This is a genomic window from Alistipes putredinis DSM 17216, from assembly GCF_000154465.1.
Taxonomy (GTDB): Bacteria; Bacteroidota; Bacteroidia; order Bacteroidales; family Rikenellaceae; genus Alistipes; species Alistipes putredinis.
This window is the reverse complement of sequence record NZ_DS499577.1, coordinates 1065936-1079923: the sequence shown is the minus strand read 5'-3', so window position 1 is coordinate 1079923 and position 13988 is coordinate 1065936. Positions and strand designations below refer to the sequence as shown.

Genomic DNA, 13988 nt, shown 5'->3' with positions numbered 1-13988 from the left:
GATATGAAACTGCTATACATCGACTTATTCTGCGGAGCTGGCGGAACCTCTACCGGCGTTGAGAACGCTCGCCATGATGGACGGCAATGTGCAAAGGTCATCGGGTGCGTAAACCATGATGCAAATGCGATTGCCTCTCATGCCGCTAATCATCCCGACGCGCTGCACTTCACGGAGGATATTCGCACGCTGGAACTCTCGCCGCTGACAGCTCATATCGCCGAAATGCGGCGGCAATATCCCGATGCGTTCGTCGTCTTGTGGGCCAGTCTCGAATGTACGAATTTCAGCAAGGCCAAAGGCGGCCAGCCCCGCGATGCCGACAGCCGGACGCTGGCCGAGCATCTCTTCCGATACATCGAGGCTATCAACCCCGACTACATTCAGATCGAGAACGTCGAGGAGTTCATGTCATGGGGCGACCTCGACGAGAACGGCAAGCCGATCAGTAAAGATGCAGGACGGCTGTATCAGCAATGGGTGTCGAATGTCTGCGGCTACGGTTATCGGTTCGCGCATCGGATTCTAAACTCGGCCGATTACGGGGCATACACCACTCGTCGCCGATTCTTCGGCATCTTCGCCAAAGAGAGCCTCCCGATAGTGTTCCCCGAACCGACGCACAGCAAGGACGGCGCAACGGGATTATTCGGTCGGACGCAACGCTGGAAGCCCGTGCGCGAGGTGCTGGACTTTTCCGATGAGGGCGAAAGTATTTTCGGGCGCAAGAAACCGCTCGTCGATGCGACCCTCGAACGCATCTACGCGGGTCTCATCAAGTTTGTTGCAGGCGGCAAAGAGGCATTCTTGGTGAAATGGAACTCGATGAGTCAAACCGGGAAATACCACGCACCGAGCATCGACGAACCTTGCCCGACCGTTGCAACGCAGAATAGGCTCGGCATTGCGCAGGTTAATTTCCTTTCCAAGCATTACGGAGGCAGTCCGGAGGGCAAATGCGTTTCGGTCGAAGAGCCTGCGGGGACAATAACGACATGGGATCATCACTCGTTCATCACGGCATATTACGGGAACGGGCATAACCACTCCATCGACGCACCCGCGCCGACGCTGACCACAAGGGATAGGCTCGCGTTCGTGGATATGCAGTACGGGAACGGAGCGCCCTGCGACATCGAAAGCCCTGCACCGACGGTTACAACCAATCCGAAACTCCAGCTCGTAACCTGCCGAATGGAGCAGCAAGAAAGCACAACCACAATAACCTCTGACGACAGTCCGGCGATGGCAAAAATCAAGCGATTCATGGCGTTGTACGGCATCGTCGATATAAAGATGCGGATGCTCCGCATTCCCGAATTGAAACGGATCATGGGCTTTCCCCCCGATTACGTTCTCGTCGGGACACAGGCCGATCAAAAGAAATTCATCGGTAACGCGGTCGAGGTCAATATGGCGCGGGTTCTCTGCGAGGCCCTTTGTGCCCGATTAATTGAGGGCGATTGGCGTCCGATACAAATAGCAGCATAATACTATGGCAAAGAGAATTATAACCGCAATCCTTAATCACGACATGGACTTCCTGATTCATTTTCAGAGAAACGTGATTAAAAACTGCTCCGTAGAGGGGATTGATCCTCGTATGCTTTCGGCAATGCGGGATATTCTACACATCCTCGAAGCGGTAAAAGAAATCGGAATTTTAACAGAACTACCCAACAAAGAAAGCTAATAACCATGATTGAACCTCAAATCTTATACGGCGTTACATGCGACCGTTGCGGGGAGACCCTCATCAATAGCAATGACAATAGTGCTTGGTATGACCGCAGCACAGCGGAAGAAGAAGCATCCGAGGAGGATTGGCACTCGGTAAGCAGTCATCATTATTGCCCGAACTGCTATCGGGAAGATGACGACGGTAATCGAACTATTAAAGCACCATTTCCCTACTATGTGCAGAAAATCAACCGATTCATGAATCGTATAGCGAAATCCTACCCATGCCGCATTGTCGAGGAAGACGATCATTTCGCTCTTCATGGAAACACACAGGATGGCAAGCAGCTCGCTCCATGCGACGAAGAATGGGTACGATCCTACGCCGCCGACAAACTCCTCGGTATTCAGATGATCGACAAAGGATGCGCGAATGCCGAATATATCATCCGATTACGCAAAGAATAGAACCATGAAAATCAACAGACAAATAAACGAATGTCATTGCTACAACTGCCGAAAATACGAAGAATGCCAAACCAAAGGCGTATTCGACGATGATCCGGGCTTCGACTTCTGCGTGAACTATGAGGATGTGAGCTATCCCGATGACGATAACGATGAAAACGATTGAGCCATGAAAAGCGAAAAAGCAAAGGAATACATTACACATGCCACGTGTACGGCACAAGAGTATGCTGAAAGATTCGGAGGGCGCGAGTTGGTCGTGTCAAGATGGGATGTGTCTACCGCTATCGAACTTGCCGAGCAGGATGCCGAGATGCGAATGCGTGAGAAAGCGATTAAAGCGTATTGCAGCGAATGTGCATGCTATGAAACGGGGGCCTGCGCATTAGACCCCGACAAATGTGCGACAAAACTACTTTTTGTCCAAAACATGACCGAGGAATGAAAAGTCAGAAAGCAAAAGAATTTATAGACGGGTGCATGGCTCATCTCACAGTAGAGATGAGCGACCACGCCAAATGGCAGCTCCGGGCGGCAATGACCCATGCGGCCGAACTCGCCGAGCAAGAAATGGAGGGATTCTACACCTGCTGGATCGACCCGAAAGACTTCATGCCCGAAGCGAATAAGAATGTCCTCGTAAAATGTTCCAGCGGGGAGATTCAGACCGATTTCTATGCGCCTGAATTGGGCGGATTCTTCATCGAACACTCAACCCACGCCAAAGTCACCGGCTGGCGCGAAATGATGTAGCGATATGGGAATGCGAGGGACACGGGGAGGAACCCCGACCAAACCGAAACACACCGAGGAGAGCATCCAGCAGGCGTTGTATTGGAATCATCCAATTCTGACAAAACCCGCTTTCGAGATGGTCGGCTTCATCTTCTATGCGTGGGAATCCGATTATTTGGCAATCTCCAAAGCCGGATACGTGTACGAGTGCGAGATCAAGATCAGCCACTCGGATTTCCTGAATGAGGCAATCCATAAGCAGAATAAGATGCGCATCTTACAAGGGTTATCCGCCTCGGATGGAACAATTGACGATCGACGACCGAACTACTTTTGGTATGTCTGTCCGGAAGGGATCATCTCCGAGGCTGAATGCCCGAAGTTCGCAGGGCTGATGTATATCACCGATTCGGGCACATTCCGCTGCATCAAGTCCGCTCCATGCCTCCACAAGGCCAAGTACGACACGCAGGCCGATTTGCTCCGGCGGGATATGCGGGATAAGTTCTACTATGCAATGTGGAATTGGATTCGCCGCTATTGGCGCAACATCGGCAAGGCGAAAGATATTGCCCCGCAGACCGCTGCCGCATACGAGCGGGCATTGGATAAGCAAGTCGAAGAGGTTGCCGACCTGAAATATCGGCTTTCTTCTCTGACGCAATGGCGCGACATTCAGGCCGACCCGAAATGGGGATTTGCCACCGATGACGCCATAGATGAGATATTTCGCAATCTGCCGCGTCTTGTCAGGGACAAACGGGATGGGAGCATCGAACTCATCGACTACGATAATGCCGCCGAATGGCGCGGCGATTTAGAGCGCAAACCGAGCCTCTACCAATGGCTACCAATTAACGGAAATACACTATGAAAGACATAGAATTATTCAACGATCATTTTCAAAATTTCAAGGCATACGGCATCCCCAAAGCGCAGCTTATCATCGCCGATGTGCCGTATAACCTCGGTGCGAATGCCTATGCCAGCAATCCGGCATGGTATGTTGATGGCGACAATAAGAACGGCGAGAGCGCACTCGCAGGCAAGCAGTTTTTCGACACCGACAAGGATTTCCGGCCTGCGGAGTTCATGCACTTTTGTAGTCAAATGCTTCGTAAGGACAAGCCTATCAAAGAGGAGAAATCCGAGGGGGGGGGAAGATCGAAAGGAGGCGCGGCCTGTATGATCCTTTTCTGTCCTTTCGAGCAGATGCACTATTATATCGAACTCGGACAACGATATGGACTGAAACGCTACATCCCGCTCGTATTCCGCAAGGATTTCTCCGCGCAGGTACTCAAAGCCAACATGAAAGTCGTCGGCAACTGCGAATACGGATTGATTCTCTACCGCGACCGCCTACCGAAATTCAACAATGACGGGAGGATGATATTCAACTGCTTCGATTGGGTACGCGATACAGATACGCCGAAGATCCACCCGACGCAGAAACCCGTTCCCCTGCTGGAACGCCTGATCGAGATATTCACCGACAAAGGGGATGTAGTCATCGACCCGTGCGCAGGAAGCGGAACAACCCTGCTCGCGGCTGCCAATATGGGCCGAAAAGCATACGGATTCGAGATCAAAAAGGATTTCTGTGCCGAGGCAAGAGTAAAGGTATTACCAAGAATTTCAAAATCGCTATTCGTATGAAAAAGATTTTGGATGCTTGCTGCGGCAGTCGGATGTGCTGGTTCGACAAAGACAACCCCGATACGGTCTTCATGGACTGCCGCAGCGAGGAACATACCCTTTGCGATGGGCGCAGATTGGAGATCAGGCCCGATGTCGTCGGGGACTTCCGCAAGATGCCGTTTCCCGATAATTCGTTCTATCTCGTCCTGTTCGATCCTCCGCATCTGAATAACCTCGGCGAATCGTCATGGCTGGCGAAAAAATACGGTCGCCTCCTCCCCTCATGGGAGGATGACATCCGGCAAGGATTCGAAGAATGTATGCGTGTTCTCAAACCGAACGGAACGCTCATCTTCAAATGGAATGAGCAGCAGATACCCACCGCGCGGATCATCGAGATCATCGGACAAAAGCCCCTATTCGGGCATACGTCCGGCAAAGGCGGCAAAACGATATGGATGTGTTTCTTAAAAAACGAGAAATCGAATGAAACGCACCTATGAGATTCAGGTCTGCATCCCGTCCGGATGTCGGCTGGTTGGATGCAAGACTGACGGAGATATTGCCGTCGTAATCTTTGAAGATGTCAGCGGCCCCGAAATCCGGCAAATCGGATTCATCCGAGAGCCTACGGGAGAAATTGAAGATGAAGATAATGAATAACTCACAAAACGAATAAAACATGACGAGACCCTGCAAATGCGGCGAATGCGCCTTTTTCAAGAATGAAGATGCAAACGGCTACGGACATTGCATCATCACTCTGAATCAATACCGATGCGACGACCTCTGCAAATTCAAAGAGGATCATATGTCGGCCGTGGAAACCCTACGAGCACTACATCATTACCAAAAATGGAGGCGCGGCGGGAACGGGAGGCCGCCGCATCCCTTTGTCGTCGGTCAGACGATAGACAATGCGATCCGCGCTTTGCGCCGCATAACCAAAGACACCCCGAAATTCTAACTCAAAACATCTATCATCATGTGGTTTACAACAAAAGTTCGTTATGAAAAGACGAGAGAGAACGGTTCTCTGAAAACCATCACAGAGCCGTATTTGGTCGATGCCCTCTCATTCACGGAGGCAGAGGCCCGCATCACCAACGAGATGATGCCCTATACATCGGGAGCATTCTCGGTGTCAGCCGTCAAGCGCAGCAACATCTCGGAAATCTTTTGGGATGAAGACGGCGATCACTTCTATAAAGCCAAAATCAACCTCATCACGCTCGACGAGAATACGGGCGCAGAGCGCAAAAAAGCGATCTATATCCTCGTGCAGGCATTCGACCTGAATCAGGCCGCCAAGAACCTCGCCGAGGGCATGAAAGGCACGGTATCGGATTACGAGGTTGCCTCCATCGTCAAGACCCCGATTGTCGATGCCTATAAAATCTCCGAGAAATGAACGCGCGGCAATTCTTCGACAAAGTAGCCCTCATGCGGAAGCTGCAAAAGGAGTATTTCCGCACTCGGTCGAAAACAGCGCTCAATCAGAGCAAGGCGGTCGAGCGGGAAGTCGATGCCGAGATCGCGCGGGTGCATGACGCGCTCGGCACTCCGGCGACCAAGCAACCCGAACAACGAAATATATTCGAGGAGGACGCATCATGGTAGGGCTGGCAGAGGTATTCATGGATTTGGAGCGGGTCATAAATTCCTTGATCTCATGGGAATATCAACGCCCACGATGCGGATGGGGTTATATCGAAACCCGCCGTCCCTGCAAAGGTTATCCGAAGAGGTCGTTTTGGCAGCGAATACGCTCGAATCCGATGCGACGCAATTACCATTAAGGCCGACAGTAGATAATGTAAAATACCCGCATTTCCGCGCGAAATAGCAATAAGTTTTGAATCATGGAAACAACCTACAATAAAGACATAGCTCATTGCAGCGGCTATTGCTGCCTGTTGAGCGACCAATGCCGGAGGTATCATCTCTTCCGCGCATGGGAGCGGCGTAAATTGCCGCCCGCTCCGTTTATTATGGCATGCTTCGATATGGATACCGAAACATGCCCGAATTTCCTCCATTTGGAACAAACGACACCACGAAAAATGGAAAAGAAGAAAATCGTCATCACCTTGTCGCGGGTGTTCCCGACGACGCATAGCCGGAAAGGCCAGCCGACTGGCTTCAAGGAAAAGCTCGCATCAGGCTGTAAGTTGCATACCATCCGAGGCAATTTCGACCAATGGAACGCCATCGCGGAGAAGATGCAACGGGGCGGCTATTGCCTCTCGATCCGCCAATGGTCGGGACGTCCGTACAACTCGCCGCAGGTAGAGATTGCCAGCCTCGACCAGCCTATCGGCATTCAGCGGATAGAGCTGCATTATCATAGCGAAAACGATACGATCACGGCCCGCATCGACGGTCGAGAATGGATCGACGCGGACTGCTATGAAATCGCCAAAAACGACGGACTGAATACAACCGACTTCAAAGAGTGGTTCTTCGGCCGACACCCGAAAGGGGATAAAGTTTTTCACGGCGTCATCATCCATTTCACGGATTTTCGGTATTGATATGAGGCATCAGGAAAGCATCATCCAGCAGACCTGCGTCCGTTGGTTCCGAATGAAATACCCGCAGCTTGCCTTGCTCCTCTTCGCCGTCCCGAACGGCGGGGCACGGCTTCGATCCGAGGCGGCGATCATGAAAGCGGAGGGAACGATGAAAGGCGTCGCCGACCTCCTGCTCCTGTTCCCGGCAAAGCGGTTTCACGGCTTATGTATTGAGATGAAGACCCCGACGGGCCGACAACAGCCATCGCAAAAGGCATGGCAGGAGCGGGCGGAATGGGCCGGATACAAGTATGTCATCTGCCGCTCTTTTGACGAGTTCATGGCCGAAATCGACGCTTATTTGAAGTAAACTTTATTTTTTTGCCTTAATAGCTACCTATTAGGTACTATTTTTATACCTTTGTGGTATCTATCTTAAAAATGAACAGTTATGAGTAAAGAGAACAAGCCTCTGAAAGCCATCGACGCCGATTTCGTCTCGCTGGAATTGGATCGGTTGGAGCTGAACGAGGGTCAGCTCGACGGCCTCCCCGCGAATCCCCGCGAGATATTGGAGACGAAGCTCGACCTCCTGAAAAAGGATATTCAGGCATACCCCGAACTGATGAAATACCGTATGCTGCTGGTATATCCGCTCGACAACGGCAAGTATATCATCATCGGCGGCAATATGCGCTATCGAGCCATGCTCGACCTCGGCTACAAGGATGCCCCGTGCGTCATCATCCCGAAAGAAACATCCATCGAAAAGCTGAAAGCCTACACGATTCTCGATAACTCCGGCTTCGGTCGGTGGGAGTGGTCGATGCTGGCGAACGAATGGGACGCCGATGCTTTGGCCGCATGGGGCCTCGATCTGCCGATGAATGAAAGCGAGATCGACGTAGATAGCTTTTTCGACAAGCTTGACAAGGAGGCCGAGAAAGACAAGGGCGAGAAGATCACCGTCTCGATTCCCGATGAGTATGCCGACCAAAAGGAGGAGATCAAATCCCGTATCGAGGCAACGCTCATGGGCGAGTTCGAGGGCATCAAGATCAAGTGATGAAAATCCATCTCGCAGGCAACAATCCCTATCCGGGCATAATCCTGATCCGCTTGTATGAGAGCTGGATCGGCGAGCGTCTCGGCAAATTCGGGGGGGGGTATTTAACGACCTGTATTTCAGAGTATTTGAATAGAATACCTCTTAAAGAGATTAACAAGGATGCTATGAGGATATTTCTTGCCGGAGGAATTTCAGGCAACCTCCGCGAATTTTGGCAAAAGGTTATGAAAGTTTACTGTGCATCGCCCAACAGCCGCAAAGAAGTCATCGAAGCGATGAACAGCTTTCTCGCGGGCGACAAGGACAAAATAATGCGGGAATCCATCTACGGAGCGGACTTCTTCGTCGGGGACGGGGATAGCACCCTATCAGGTATCAATGTCCTCGAAAGCTACTACTACCTGCGGAAGAACGAGGATTTCATGCCTCTCGTCAGGCATTTCGGGTCATTCCTGCTCGATAGCGGGGCTTATACGTTCATGGCCGGTTCCCACAAGGGCGGCTGTGATTGGGATGCCTATGTATCGGAGTATGCCGACTTCATCAACCGCTTCGACGTAAAACTCTTTTTCGAGTTGGATATTGACAGCGTCGTCGGGCTGGCGGAGGTCGAGCGGTTGCGGCACAAGCTCGAAAGGATGACGGGCAAGAAGCCCATCCCCGTATGGCACAAGAACCGAGGCAAGGAATATTTCGTCAAGATGTGCGAGGAATACCCCTATGTCGCCATCGGAGGCATTGTAACGAAAGAAATTCCCCGCAAAGTCTATGAGACGGCGTTTCCGTGGTTCATCAACACCGCCCACAAGCACAAGGCGAAGATTCACGGGCTGGGATATACCACCGTCGCCAACCTGCAAAAGTATCGGTTCGATTCGGTCGATAGCACCGCATGGCTCTACGGCAATCGCGGCGGCTACATCTGCAAGTTCAACCCGCGCACCGGATTGATGGAGCAGATGAGCAAAGAGGGATGCAGGCTCAAATCGAGAGAGGGCGCGGTAAACAACTTCAACGAGTGGGTCAAGTTCAGCCGATACGCCGAAAAATTCCTGTAATTCCGATTCTTACTTAAAAAGCAACAAGGATATGAAAGATTCTGTCATCATCGTATCGGGAGGCATGGATAGCATCACCCTCCTGCATGAAAAGGTCGAGGAAATCGCATTGGCCGTAACGTTCGACTATGGGAGCAACCACAATAAGCGCGAGGCCGAGTGCGCCGCGCGGCATTGCCAGCAGCTCGGCATCGAACACATCATCATCCCGCTTGCATTCATCGGTCAGTATTTCAAATCCTCGCTTTTGGAGGGCGCGGACGCCGTGCCGGAGGGACACTACGAGGCCGAAAACATGAAATCGACCGTCGTGCCGTTCCGCAATGGCATCATGCTTTCTGTGGCCTGCGGGCTTGCCGAAAGCAGAAAGTTGAGCAAGGTACTCATCGCCAATCACGGCGGCGACCATGCGATCTATCCCGATTGCCGCGCGGGATTCGTGCATTCCATGTCGGAGGCCATGCGGCACGGCACCTACATCGGGGTACAGATCGACGCGCCCTATACAGGCATCAGGAAATCCGACATCGCCCGCATCGGCAAACGGCTCGGTCTCGACTACTCCACGACCTACTCCTGCTACAAGGGCGGCGAAAAGCATTGCGGCAAGTGCGGGACATGCGTCGAGCGCAAGGAAGCCCTCCGAGACGCCGAAATCGAAGATACGACGGAGTATGAAACGGAGTAACGCCAATCTCATCACGCTGAATGTCGTATTCGTAGTATGCCTGATCGTGGCGAACGTCGTCACGAGCAAGGTTCTCGATACCGGCATCCATATCGGCGGGGTTCCGATTCTCATTCCGGGCGCGGCTCTGACCTACGCCATGACTTTCCTATGTACGGATGTCATCGGCGAGATATGGGGCAAGAAAGAGGCAAACAAGGCCGTCATCAGGGGTTTTGCCGCCCAACTTGTCGCCCTCGTCCTGATTATCCTGACGATGTATCTCCCCGCCTATGACGAGGAAATGCAACGGGCCTACCGGATGCTGCTCGGTCAGACGCCGGTATTCGTATTCGGGTCGCTGGTCGCCTATCTATGCTCCCAAAGCTGGGATGTATGGATATTCCACAAGATACGAGATCGGTTCAGCGGCAATCCCAAACGGCGGTGGATATGGAACAACGCATCGACCCTGACCTCACAGATCATCGACACGGCGATTTACATCTCAATCGCATTCGGCATCGGTCTCGGATGGTTCATGCAGGAGGGCGGCATGATGCTCGTCCTCGGCATGGTCATCGGGCAATACCTGCTCAAAGCGGGGTTGGCTCTATGCGACACGCCGTTTTTCTACCTCTTAACTCGCAAATATCAAGAAGTATAGCAATGTATTACGTTTCAAAAAGAATGGAGATCGCGGGAAGCCATCGGCTGACCCTCTCCTACAAAAGCCAATGCCAGCAGTTACACGGCCATAATTGGGTCGTAACGGTGTTCTGCAAGGCAAAAAAACTGAATGCCGACGGAATGGTCTGCGATTTCAAGCGGATCAAGGACAAGATTCACGGCTACCTCGATCACGGTAACTTCAACAAGCTGCTGCCGTTCAATCCGACGGCCGAGAACATTGCCCGATGGATCGTCGAGCAGATTCCCGAATGCTACAAGGCGACGGTGCAGGAAAGCGAGGGCAACGTCGCAATCTATGTCTCGGACACCAGCAAAGACGAGGAGGGCGCACTATGAGAGTAAACGAAATTTTCTACTCGATTCAAGGCGAGGGCCGCTATACCGGCACTCCGGCGATCTTTATTCGCCTTGCTGGATGCAATCTCCGATGCGATTTCTGCGATACGGAGCATCAGCCCTACCAAGACCTCACCGAAGAGGAGATCATGCGGCAAATCGCCGATTTTCCGACCTCGCACGTCGTGATTACAGGAGGAGAACCGATGTTGCAGATCACGCAATCGCTGATCCATCGACTACGCAACGGAGCGGGCAAGTTCGTACAGGTGGAAACCAACGGCACGATCCCGATCAAATGCTATCTCCCCGTCGATTGGATCACCTGCTCGCCGAAATTCGACTTTTGCCCTCATGCCGAGCTGCGGCTCCAACGCATCGACGAGCTGAAAGTCGTATATCAAGGTCAGGATATGACGGCATACGACGGCATCGAGGCCAAAGAGTACTACTTGCAGCCCTGCGATTTCAAGGACGAGGCACGGAACGCGGAAAACCTCGCGGCAACTATCAACTACATCAAATCACACCCGAAATGGAAGCTATCACTCCAAACGCAGAAGATATTATCGGTGCGCTGAAAACGCTCATCCGCGCCATCGGCGAAGACCCCGACCGCGAGGGCCTGATCGGTACTCCCGACCGCATTATGCGGATGTGGAAAGAGATATTCCGAGGCTACGATCCGGCGCAGAAGCCGAAGATCACCACATTCGCCAATGAGGAGGGCATGTCGGATATTGTATTCGACTGCGGCGACTACTATTCGATGTGCGAGCATCATATCCTGCCGTTCTTCGGCCGGTATTACTTCGCCTACATTCCCAGCCCGAAAGGACGCATCCTCGGCATCAGCAAAGTCGCCCGCGTGGTCGGCTATTGCGCCGCCCGCTTGCAGTTGCAGGAGCGGCTGGCGCGGGACATCGTGCAGATGCTTTCCGAGGCCCTGAACAACGAGGCTCTCGGCTTCGCTATCGTGATGAAAGGGCAACACCTGTGCAAGACGATGCGAGGAGTGCGGAATGACGGCAAGATGTCCGTAGCGCATTTTACGGGCGTCTTCAACCTAAACTCCGACCTACGCAAGGAATTTTACAAACTCATAGACCTGAACAGCAATGGCTAAATACAATGCGGTCAAAATCGAGGAGTGCGAGGCATGGGTAGCCGCTCATGGCCTGATCGACTACGGCGGGGCGAAACTGAAAGAGTTTGTCCGCGAGATGGGGATCGACGAAAAGACCTACCGCCTGTGGATGAAAGGCAAGCCGCAGTTCAAAGAGGCCATCGAGCGGGCAAAGGAGGTTTTCAAGCAGAACCTCACCCATGATCTCGCCATCTCGCTATCCAAAGCCGCCAAAGGGTATGAGCATGAGGAAACCGAGCAGGAGTTCCGCGTCGGAGCGGACGGACAGCCGACCCCGTTCAAGATGAAGAGGAAGAAAATCCATGTGCAGCCGAATATCGGGGCCGCTATTTTCCTCCTGACGAACCTTGACCCCGAACACTATCAGAACAGGCAGCGCAACGATGTAACGCTCAAAAAGGACGACGAAAAACCGATGACACTCGATGAGATCAATGCAGAAATCGCACGACTTGAAAAGTTTGAGGATAAGGCGGATAAATAATGAGATCATCTACAATCGAGGTACGCGAACAGTTGATGAGGTTGAAGCGCGAGAAATTGAAACTCGAAGCTCCGACCTCCTTTTCGCGTTTCCTCGGTTATAGTAATCCGAAATACGAGTTAGAGTGGTTCCATAAGCTCATCGCGGATCATTGCCAAATGCTGTTGGAGGGCAAGATCAAAAACCTGATGGTTTTCATGCCCCCGCAGCACGGAAAGTCGGAAATCATCTCCCGCAATTTCCCCGCATGGGCACTCGGACAAAACCCCGACCTGAAAATCGTCGGATGCTCCTACTCCTCCGACCTCGCGCAGCAGTTTTCGCGCTCGATTCAGCGAACGATAGACAGCAAGGAGTATCAGGCGATATTCCCCGAAACCTATCTCAACGGCTCGAATATCCGCACGGATTCGCGGGGTTATTTGAGGAATGTCGATCTCTTCGAGATGGTAGGACATCGAGGATTTTACAAGGCGGTCGGCGTAGGAGGTTCTTTGACAGGTACACCCGTCGATATTGCGATCATCGACGACCCGGTGAAAGATGCGAACGAGGCAAATTCCATCACTTACCGACAGAGGGTGTGGGATTGGTATAACACCGTCCTTTCGACCCGTCTGCACAATAATTCGCGGCAGCTCTTCATCATGACGCGATGGCATGAGGACGACCTCGCCGGACGCATCCTCAAAGCCGAGCCGCAGGAGTGGACGGTACTCGCCATCCCTGCGATCTGCGAACAGGAATACGACAGCGGATTGAGCGAACGGCATATCGGCGACGCATTGTGGCCGTCGCGCCACTCCATCGAGAAGTTGCAGAAGCAGAAAGCCCGTGCCCCGCGCGAGTTCAATGCCCTGTATCAGCAGCACCCGACCATCGAGGGCGGCAATATCGTGAAAAGGGATTGGTTCCGCACGATCTCGCTGGCAGAGTTCCGGTCGCTGCGGTTCAACGAGCCGATACACTTCTACCTCGATACGGCCTATAACAAGAAGAAAAAGGGCCAAGATAACGACCCCAGCGGCGTACTGGCAGCCTGCCGTATCAGGAATTACATCTATCTGATCGACGCGCAGAAAGTGTATAAGGAGATGCCCGACCTATTGCGGTTTCTGCCTCAATACATCGCGGCGCATGACGGCAATTCCGAGAGCAAGCTCCATGTCGAGCCGAAAGCCAACGGCGAGAGCGTGGTACAGATGCTTCAAGAAATTTCGCCCCTCAATGTCAAGCGGACACCCACGCCGACCGATGACAAGGAGGTACGATTGCGGGCCGTTTCGCCGCGTGTGGAGTGCGGGCGGGTGTTCATCGTCGAGGGATCATGGAACGACGATTTTCTCGATGAAGTATGCGGATTTCCGAGTCAGCCGCACGACGAGTTCGTCGATATTCTCGGATATGCGATCAACGACCTGTATGACGAGGATGATGATATAGATTACGACATATTGAGCAAGTCGAGTTTAGGGATGTAAACCAAAAATTTAAGGA

24 protein-coding genes are annotated in these 13988 nt (G+C 52.5%); all 24 read left to right on the top strand.

The genetic code is table 11. The features are described from left to right. Window positions 1-3 precede the first annotated feature (3 nt). Window positions 4-1491 carry a DNA cytosine methyltransferase gene (locus ALIPUT_RS05345; protein ID WP_004328731.1) on the top strand — a complete coding sequence of 496 codons (1488 nt, stop codon included), beginning with the start codon at window positions 4-6 and terminating at the stop codon, window positions 1489-1491. A 4-nt stretch (window positions 1492-1495) separates the two neighbouring features. Further along, the gene (locus ALIPUT_RS05340; protein WP_004328730.1) at window positions 1496-1693 is read left to right on the top strand and encodes a hypothetical protein; all 198 of its coding nucleotides are present in this window, start codon (window positions 1496-1498) and stop codon (window positions 1691-1693) included. Window positions 1694-1938: 245 nt separating this feature from the next. Beyond that, window positions 1939-2148, top strand: coding sequence for a hypothetical protein (locus tag ALIPUT_RS12770; protein WP_147554521.1), 210 nt, complete (start codon window positions 1939-1941; stop codon window positions 2146-2148). A gap of 4 nt (window positions 2149-2152) precedes the next feature. Then, the gene (locus ALIPUT_RS12765; RefSeq protein ID WP_004328728.1) at window positions 2153-2314 is read left to right on the top strand and encodes a hypothetical protein; all 162 of its coding nucleotides are present in this window, start codon (window positions 2153-2155) and stop codon (window positions 2312-2314) included. Between the two features lie 3 nt (window positions 2315-2317). Further along, complete coding sequence (locus ALIPUT_RS05330; protein WP_004328727.1) at window positions 2318-2593, top strand: hypothetical protein; 276 nt, start codon at window positions 2318-2320, stop codon at window positions 2591-2593. Next, a complete protein-coding gene (locus ALIPUT_RS05325; protein WP_004328726.1) occupies window positions 2590-2901 on the top strand; it encodes a hypothetical protein in 312 nt (103 codons plus the stop codon). The genes ALIPUT_RS05330 and ALIPUT_RS05325 overlap by 4 nt, the downstream gene beginning before the upstream one ends. 4 nt (window positions 2902-2905) lie before the next feature. Next, window positions 2906-3757 (top strand): hypothetical protein, encoded by an 852-nt coding sequence (locus ALIPUT_RS05320; protein ID WP_004328725.1) that lies wholly within the window; start codon window positions 2906-2908, stop codon window positions 3755-3757. Next, a complete protein-coding gene (locus ALIPUT_RS05315) occupies window positions 3754-4542 on the top strand; it encodes a DNA-methyltransferase (RefSeq protein ID WP_004328724.1) in 789 nt (262 codons plus the stop codon). Before ALIPUT_RS05320 ends, ALIPUT_RS05315 begins: the two co-directional genes overlap by 4 nt. Further along, the gene (locus tag ALIPUT_RS05310; RefSeq protein WP_004328723.1) at window positions 4539-5027 is read left to right on the top strand and encodes a class I SAM-dependent methyltransferase; all 489 of its coding nucleotides are present in this window, start codon (window positions 4539-4541) and stop codon (window positions 5025-5027) included. Before ALIPUT_RS05315 ends, ALIPUT_RS05310 begins: the two co-directional genes overlap by 4 nt. Continuing rightward, window positions 5011-5187 carry a hypothetical protein gene (locus tag ALIPUT_RS12760; RefSeq protein WP_004328722.1) on the top strand — a complete coding sequence of 59 codons (177 nt, stop codon included), beginning with the start codon at window positions 5011-5013 and terminating at the stop codon, window positions 5185-5187. The genes ALIPUT_RS05310 and ALIPUT_RS12760 overlap by 17 nt, the downstream gene beginning before the upstream one ends. 19 nt (window positions 5188-5206) lie before the next feature. Then, complete coding sequence (locus ALIPUT_RS05305; protein WP_004328721.1) at window positions 5207-5491, top strand: hypothetical protein; 285 nt, start codon at window positions 5207-5209, stop codon at window positions 5489-5491. A gap of 18 nt (window positions 5492-5509) precedes the next feature. Continuing rightward, window positions 5510-5935 (top strand): DUF4494 domain-containing protein, encoded by a 426-nt coding sequence (locus ALIPUT_RS05300; RefSeq protein ID WP_004328720.1) that lies wholly within the window; start codon window positions 5510-5512, stop codon window positions 5933-5935. Next, the gene (locus ALIPUT_RS05295; RefSeq protein WP_004328719.1) at window positions 5932-6144 is read left to right on the top strand and encodes a hypothetical protein; all 213 of its coding nucleotides are present in this window, start codon (window positions 5932-5934) and stop codon (window positions 6142-6144) included. The genes ALIPUT_RS05300 and ALIPUT_RS05295 overlap by 4 nt, the downstream gene beginning before the upstream one ends. A 242-nt stretch (window positions 6145-6386) precedes the next feature. After that, on the top strand, window positions 6387-7058 hold the full coding sequence (locus ALIPUT_RS05290; protein ID WP_227088820.1) for a hypothetical protein: 672 nt from the start codon (window positions 6387-6389) through the stop codon (window positions 7056-7058). Window position 7059: 1 nt separating this feature from the next. After that, window positions 7060-7407, top strand: coding sequence for a VRR-NUC domain-containing protein (locus tag ALIPUT_RS05285; RefSeq protein ID WP_004328717.1), 348 nt, complete (start codon window positions 7060-7062; stop codon window positions 7405-7407). An 81-nt stretch (window positions 7408-7488) separates the two neighbouring features. Next, entirely contained in the window at window positions 7489-8103 is a 615-nt protein-coding gene (locus ALIPUT_RS12095) for a ParB N-terminal domain-containing protein (protein ID WP_004328716.1), read from the top strand. Window positions 8104-8330: 227 nt separating this feature from the next. Beyond that, window positions 8331-9164, top strand: a complete 834-nt coding sequence (locus tag ALIPUT_RS12410; protein WP_130064498.1) for a hypothetical protein — start codon at window positions 8331-8333, stop codon at window positions 9162-9164. 31 nt (window positions 9165-9195) lie between these two features. After that, a complete protein-coding gene (queC, locus tag ALIPUT_RS05270; RefSeq protein WP_004328714.1) occupies window positions 9196-9852 on the top strand; it encodes a 7-cyano-7-deazaguanine synthase QueC in 657 nt (218 codons plus the stop codon). Continuing rightward, window positions 9839-10498: a queuosine precursor transporter gene (locus ALIPUT_RS05265; protein ID WP_004328713.1), complete on the top strand. Its 660-nt coding sequence runs from the start codon at window positions 9839-9841 to the stop codon at window positions 10496-10498. Before queC ends, ALIPUT_RS05265 begins: the two co-directional genes overlap by 14 nt. 2 nt (window positions 10499-10500) lie before the next feature. Continuing rightward, the gene (locus ALIPUT_RS05260; protein ID WP_040293230.1) at window positions 10501-10860 is read left to right on the top strand and encodes a 6-pyruvoyl trahydropterin synthase family protein; all 360 of its coding nucleotides are present in this window, start codon (window positions 10501-10503) and stop codon (window positions 10858-10860) included. Continuing rightward, window positions 10857-11441 (top strand): 7-carboxy-7-deazaguanine synthase QueE, encoded by a 585-nt coding sequence (locus ALIPUT_RS05255; RefSeq protein WP_004328711.1) that lies wholly within the window; start codon window positions 10857-10859, stop codon window positions 11439-11441. The genes ALIPUT_RS05260 and ALIPUT_RS05255 overlap by 4 nt, the downstream gene beginning before the upstream one ends. Beyond that, window positions 11396-11986 (top strand): GTP cyclohydrolase I, encoded by a 591-nt coding sequence (folE, locus tag ALIPUT_RS05250; RefSeq protein WP_004328710.1) that lies wholly within the window; start codon window positions 11396-11398, stop codon window positions 11984-11986. The genes ALIPUT_RS05255 and folE overlap by 46 nt, the downstream gene beginning before the upstream one ends. Continuing rightward, window positions 11979-12491: a hypothetical protein gene (locus ALIPUT_RS05245; protein ID WP_004328709.1), complete on the top strand. Its 513-nt coding sequence runs from the start codon at window positions 11979-11981 to the stop codon at window positions 12489-12491. The genes folE and ALIPUT_RS05245 overlap by 8 nt, the downstream gene beginning before the upstream one ends. Next, window positions 12491-13972 (top strand): phage terminase large subunit, encoded by a 1482-nt coding sequence (terL, locus tag ALIPUT_RS05240; protein ID WP_004328708.1) that lies wholly within the window; start codon window positions 12491-12493, stop codon window positions 13970-13972. The genes ALIPUT_RS05245 and terL overlap by 1 nt, the downstream gene beginning before the upstream one ends. Window positions 13973-13988: the final 16 nt, after the last annotated feature.

What these genes read in the sequence shown, in the direction of transcription:
- ALIPUT_RS05345 (WP_004328731.1), top strand. Translation starts at nt 4, where the DNA reads ATGAAACTGCTATACATCGACTTATTCTGCGGAGCTGGCGGAACCTCT.
- ALIPUT_RS05340 (WP_004328730.1), top strand. Translation starts at nt 1,496, where the DNA reads ATGGCAAAGAGAATTATAACCGCAATCCTTAATCACGACATGGACTTC.
- ALIPUT_RS12770 (WP_147554521.1), top strand. Translation starts at nt 1,939, where the DNA reads ATGAATCGTATAGCGAAATCCTACCCATGCCGCATTGTCGAGGAAGAC.
- ALIPUT_RS12765 (WP_004328728.1), top strand. Translation starts at nt 2,153, where the DNA reads ATGAAAATCAACAGACAAATAAACGAATGTCATTGCTACAACTGCCGA.
- ALIPUT_RS05330 (WP_004328727.1), top strand. Translation starts at nt 2,318, where the DNA reads ATGAAAAGCGAAAAAGCAAAGGAATACATTACACATGCCACGTGTACG.
- ALIPUT_RS05325 (WP_004328726.1), top strand. Translation starts at nt 2,590, where the DNA reads ATGAAAAGTCAGAAAGCAAAAGAATTTATAGACGGGTGCATGGCTCAT.
- ALIPUT_RS05320 (WP_004328725.1), top strand. Translation starts at nt 2,906, where the DNA reads ATGGGAATGCGAGGGACACGGGGAGGAACCCCGACCAAACCGAAACAC.
- ALIPUT_RS05315 (WP_004328724.1), top strand. Translation starts at nt 3,754, where the DNA reads ATGAAAGACATAGAATTATTCAACGATCATTTTCAAAATTTCAAGGCA.
- ALIPUT_RS05310 (WP_004328723.1), top strand. Translation starts at nt 4,539, where the DNA reads ATGAAAAAGATTTTGGATGCTTGCTGCGGCAGTCGGATGTGCTGGTTC.
- ALIPUT_RS12760 (WP_004328722.1), top strand. Translation starts at nt 5,011, where the DNA reads ATGAAACGCACCTATGAGATTCAGGTCTGCATCCCGTCCGGATGTCGG.
- ALIPUT_RS05305 (WP_004328721.1), top strand. Translation starts at nt 5,207, where the DNA reads ATGACGAGACCCTGCAAATGCGGCGAATGCGCCTTTTTCAAGAATGAA.
- ALIPUT_RS05300 (WP_004328720.1), top strand. Translation starts at nt 5,510, where the DNA reads ATGTGGTTTACAACAAAAGTTCGTTATGAAAAGACGAGAGAGAACGGT.
- ALIPUT_RS05295 (WP_004328719.1), top strand. Translation starts at nt 5,932, where the DNA reads ATGAACGCGCGGCAATTCTTCGACAAAGTAGCCCTCATGCGGAAGCTG.
- ALIPUT_RS05290 (WP_227088820.1), top strand. Translation starts at nt 6,387, where the DNA reads ATGGAAACAACCTACAATAAAGACATAGCTCATTGCAGCGGCTATTGC.
- ALIPUT_RS05285 (WP_004328717.1), top strand. Translation starts at nt 7,060, where the DNA reads ATGAGGCATCAGGAAAGCATCATCCAGCAGACCTGCGTCCGTTGGTTC.
- ALIPUT_RS12095 (WP_004328716.1), top strand. Translation starts at nt 7,489, where the DNA reads ATGAGTAAAGAGAACAAGCCTCTGAAAGCCATCGACGCCGATTTCGTC.
- ALIPUT_RS12410 (WP_130064498.1), top strand. Translation starts at nt 8,331, where the DNA reads ATGAAAGTTTACTGTGCATCGCCCAACAGCCGCAAAGAAGTCATCGAA.
- queC (WP_004328714.1), top strand. Translation starts at nt 9,196, where the DNA reads ATGAAAGATTCTGTCATCATCGTATCGGGAGGCATGGATAGCATCACC.
- ALIPUT_RS05265 (WP_004328713.1), top strand. Translation starts at nt 9,839, where the DNA reads ATGAAACGGAGTAACGCCAATCTCATCACGCTGAATGTCGTATTCGTA.
- ALIPUT_RS05260 (WP_040293230.1), top strand. Translation starts at nt 10,501, where the DNA reads ATGTATTACGTTTCAAAAAGAATGGAGATCGCGGGAAGCCATCGGCTG.
- ALIPUT_RS05255 (WP_004328711.1), top strand. Translation starts at nt 10,857, where the DNA reads ATGAGAGTAAACGAAATTTTCTACTCGATTCAAGGCGAGGGCCGCTAT.
- folE (WP_004328710.1), top strand. Translation starts at nt 11,396, where the DNA reads ATGGAAGCTATCACTCCAAACGCAGAAGATATTATCGGTGCGCTGAAA.
- ALIPUT_RS05245 (WP_004328709.1), top strand. Translation starts at nt 11,979, where the DNA reads ATGGCTAAATACAATGCGGTCAAAATCGAGGAGTGCGAGGCATGGGTA.
- terL (WP_004328708.1), top strand. Translation starts at nt 12,491, where the DNA reads ATGAGATCATCTACAATCGAGGTACGCGAACAGTTGATGAGGTTGAAG.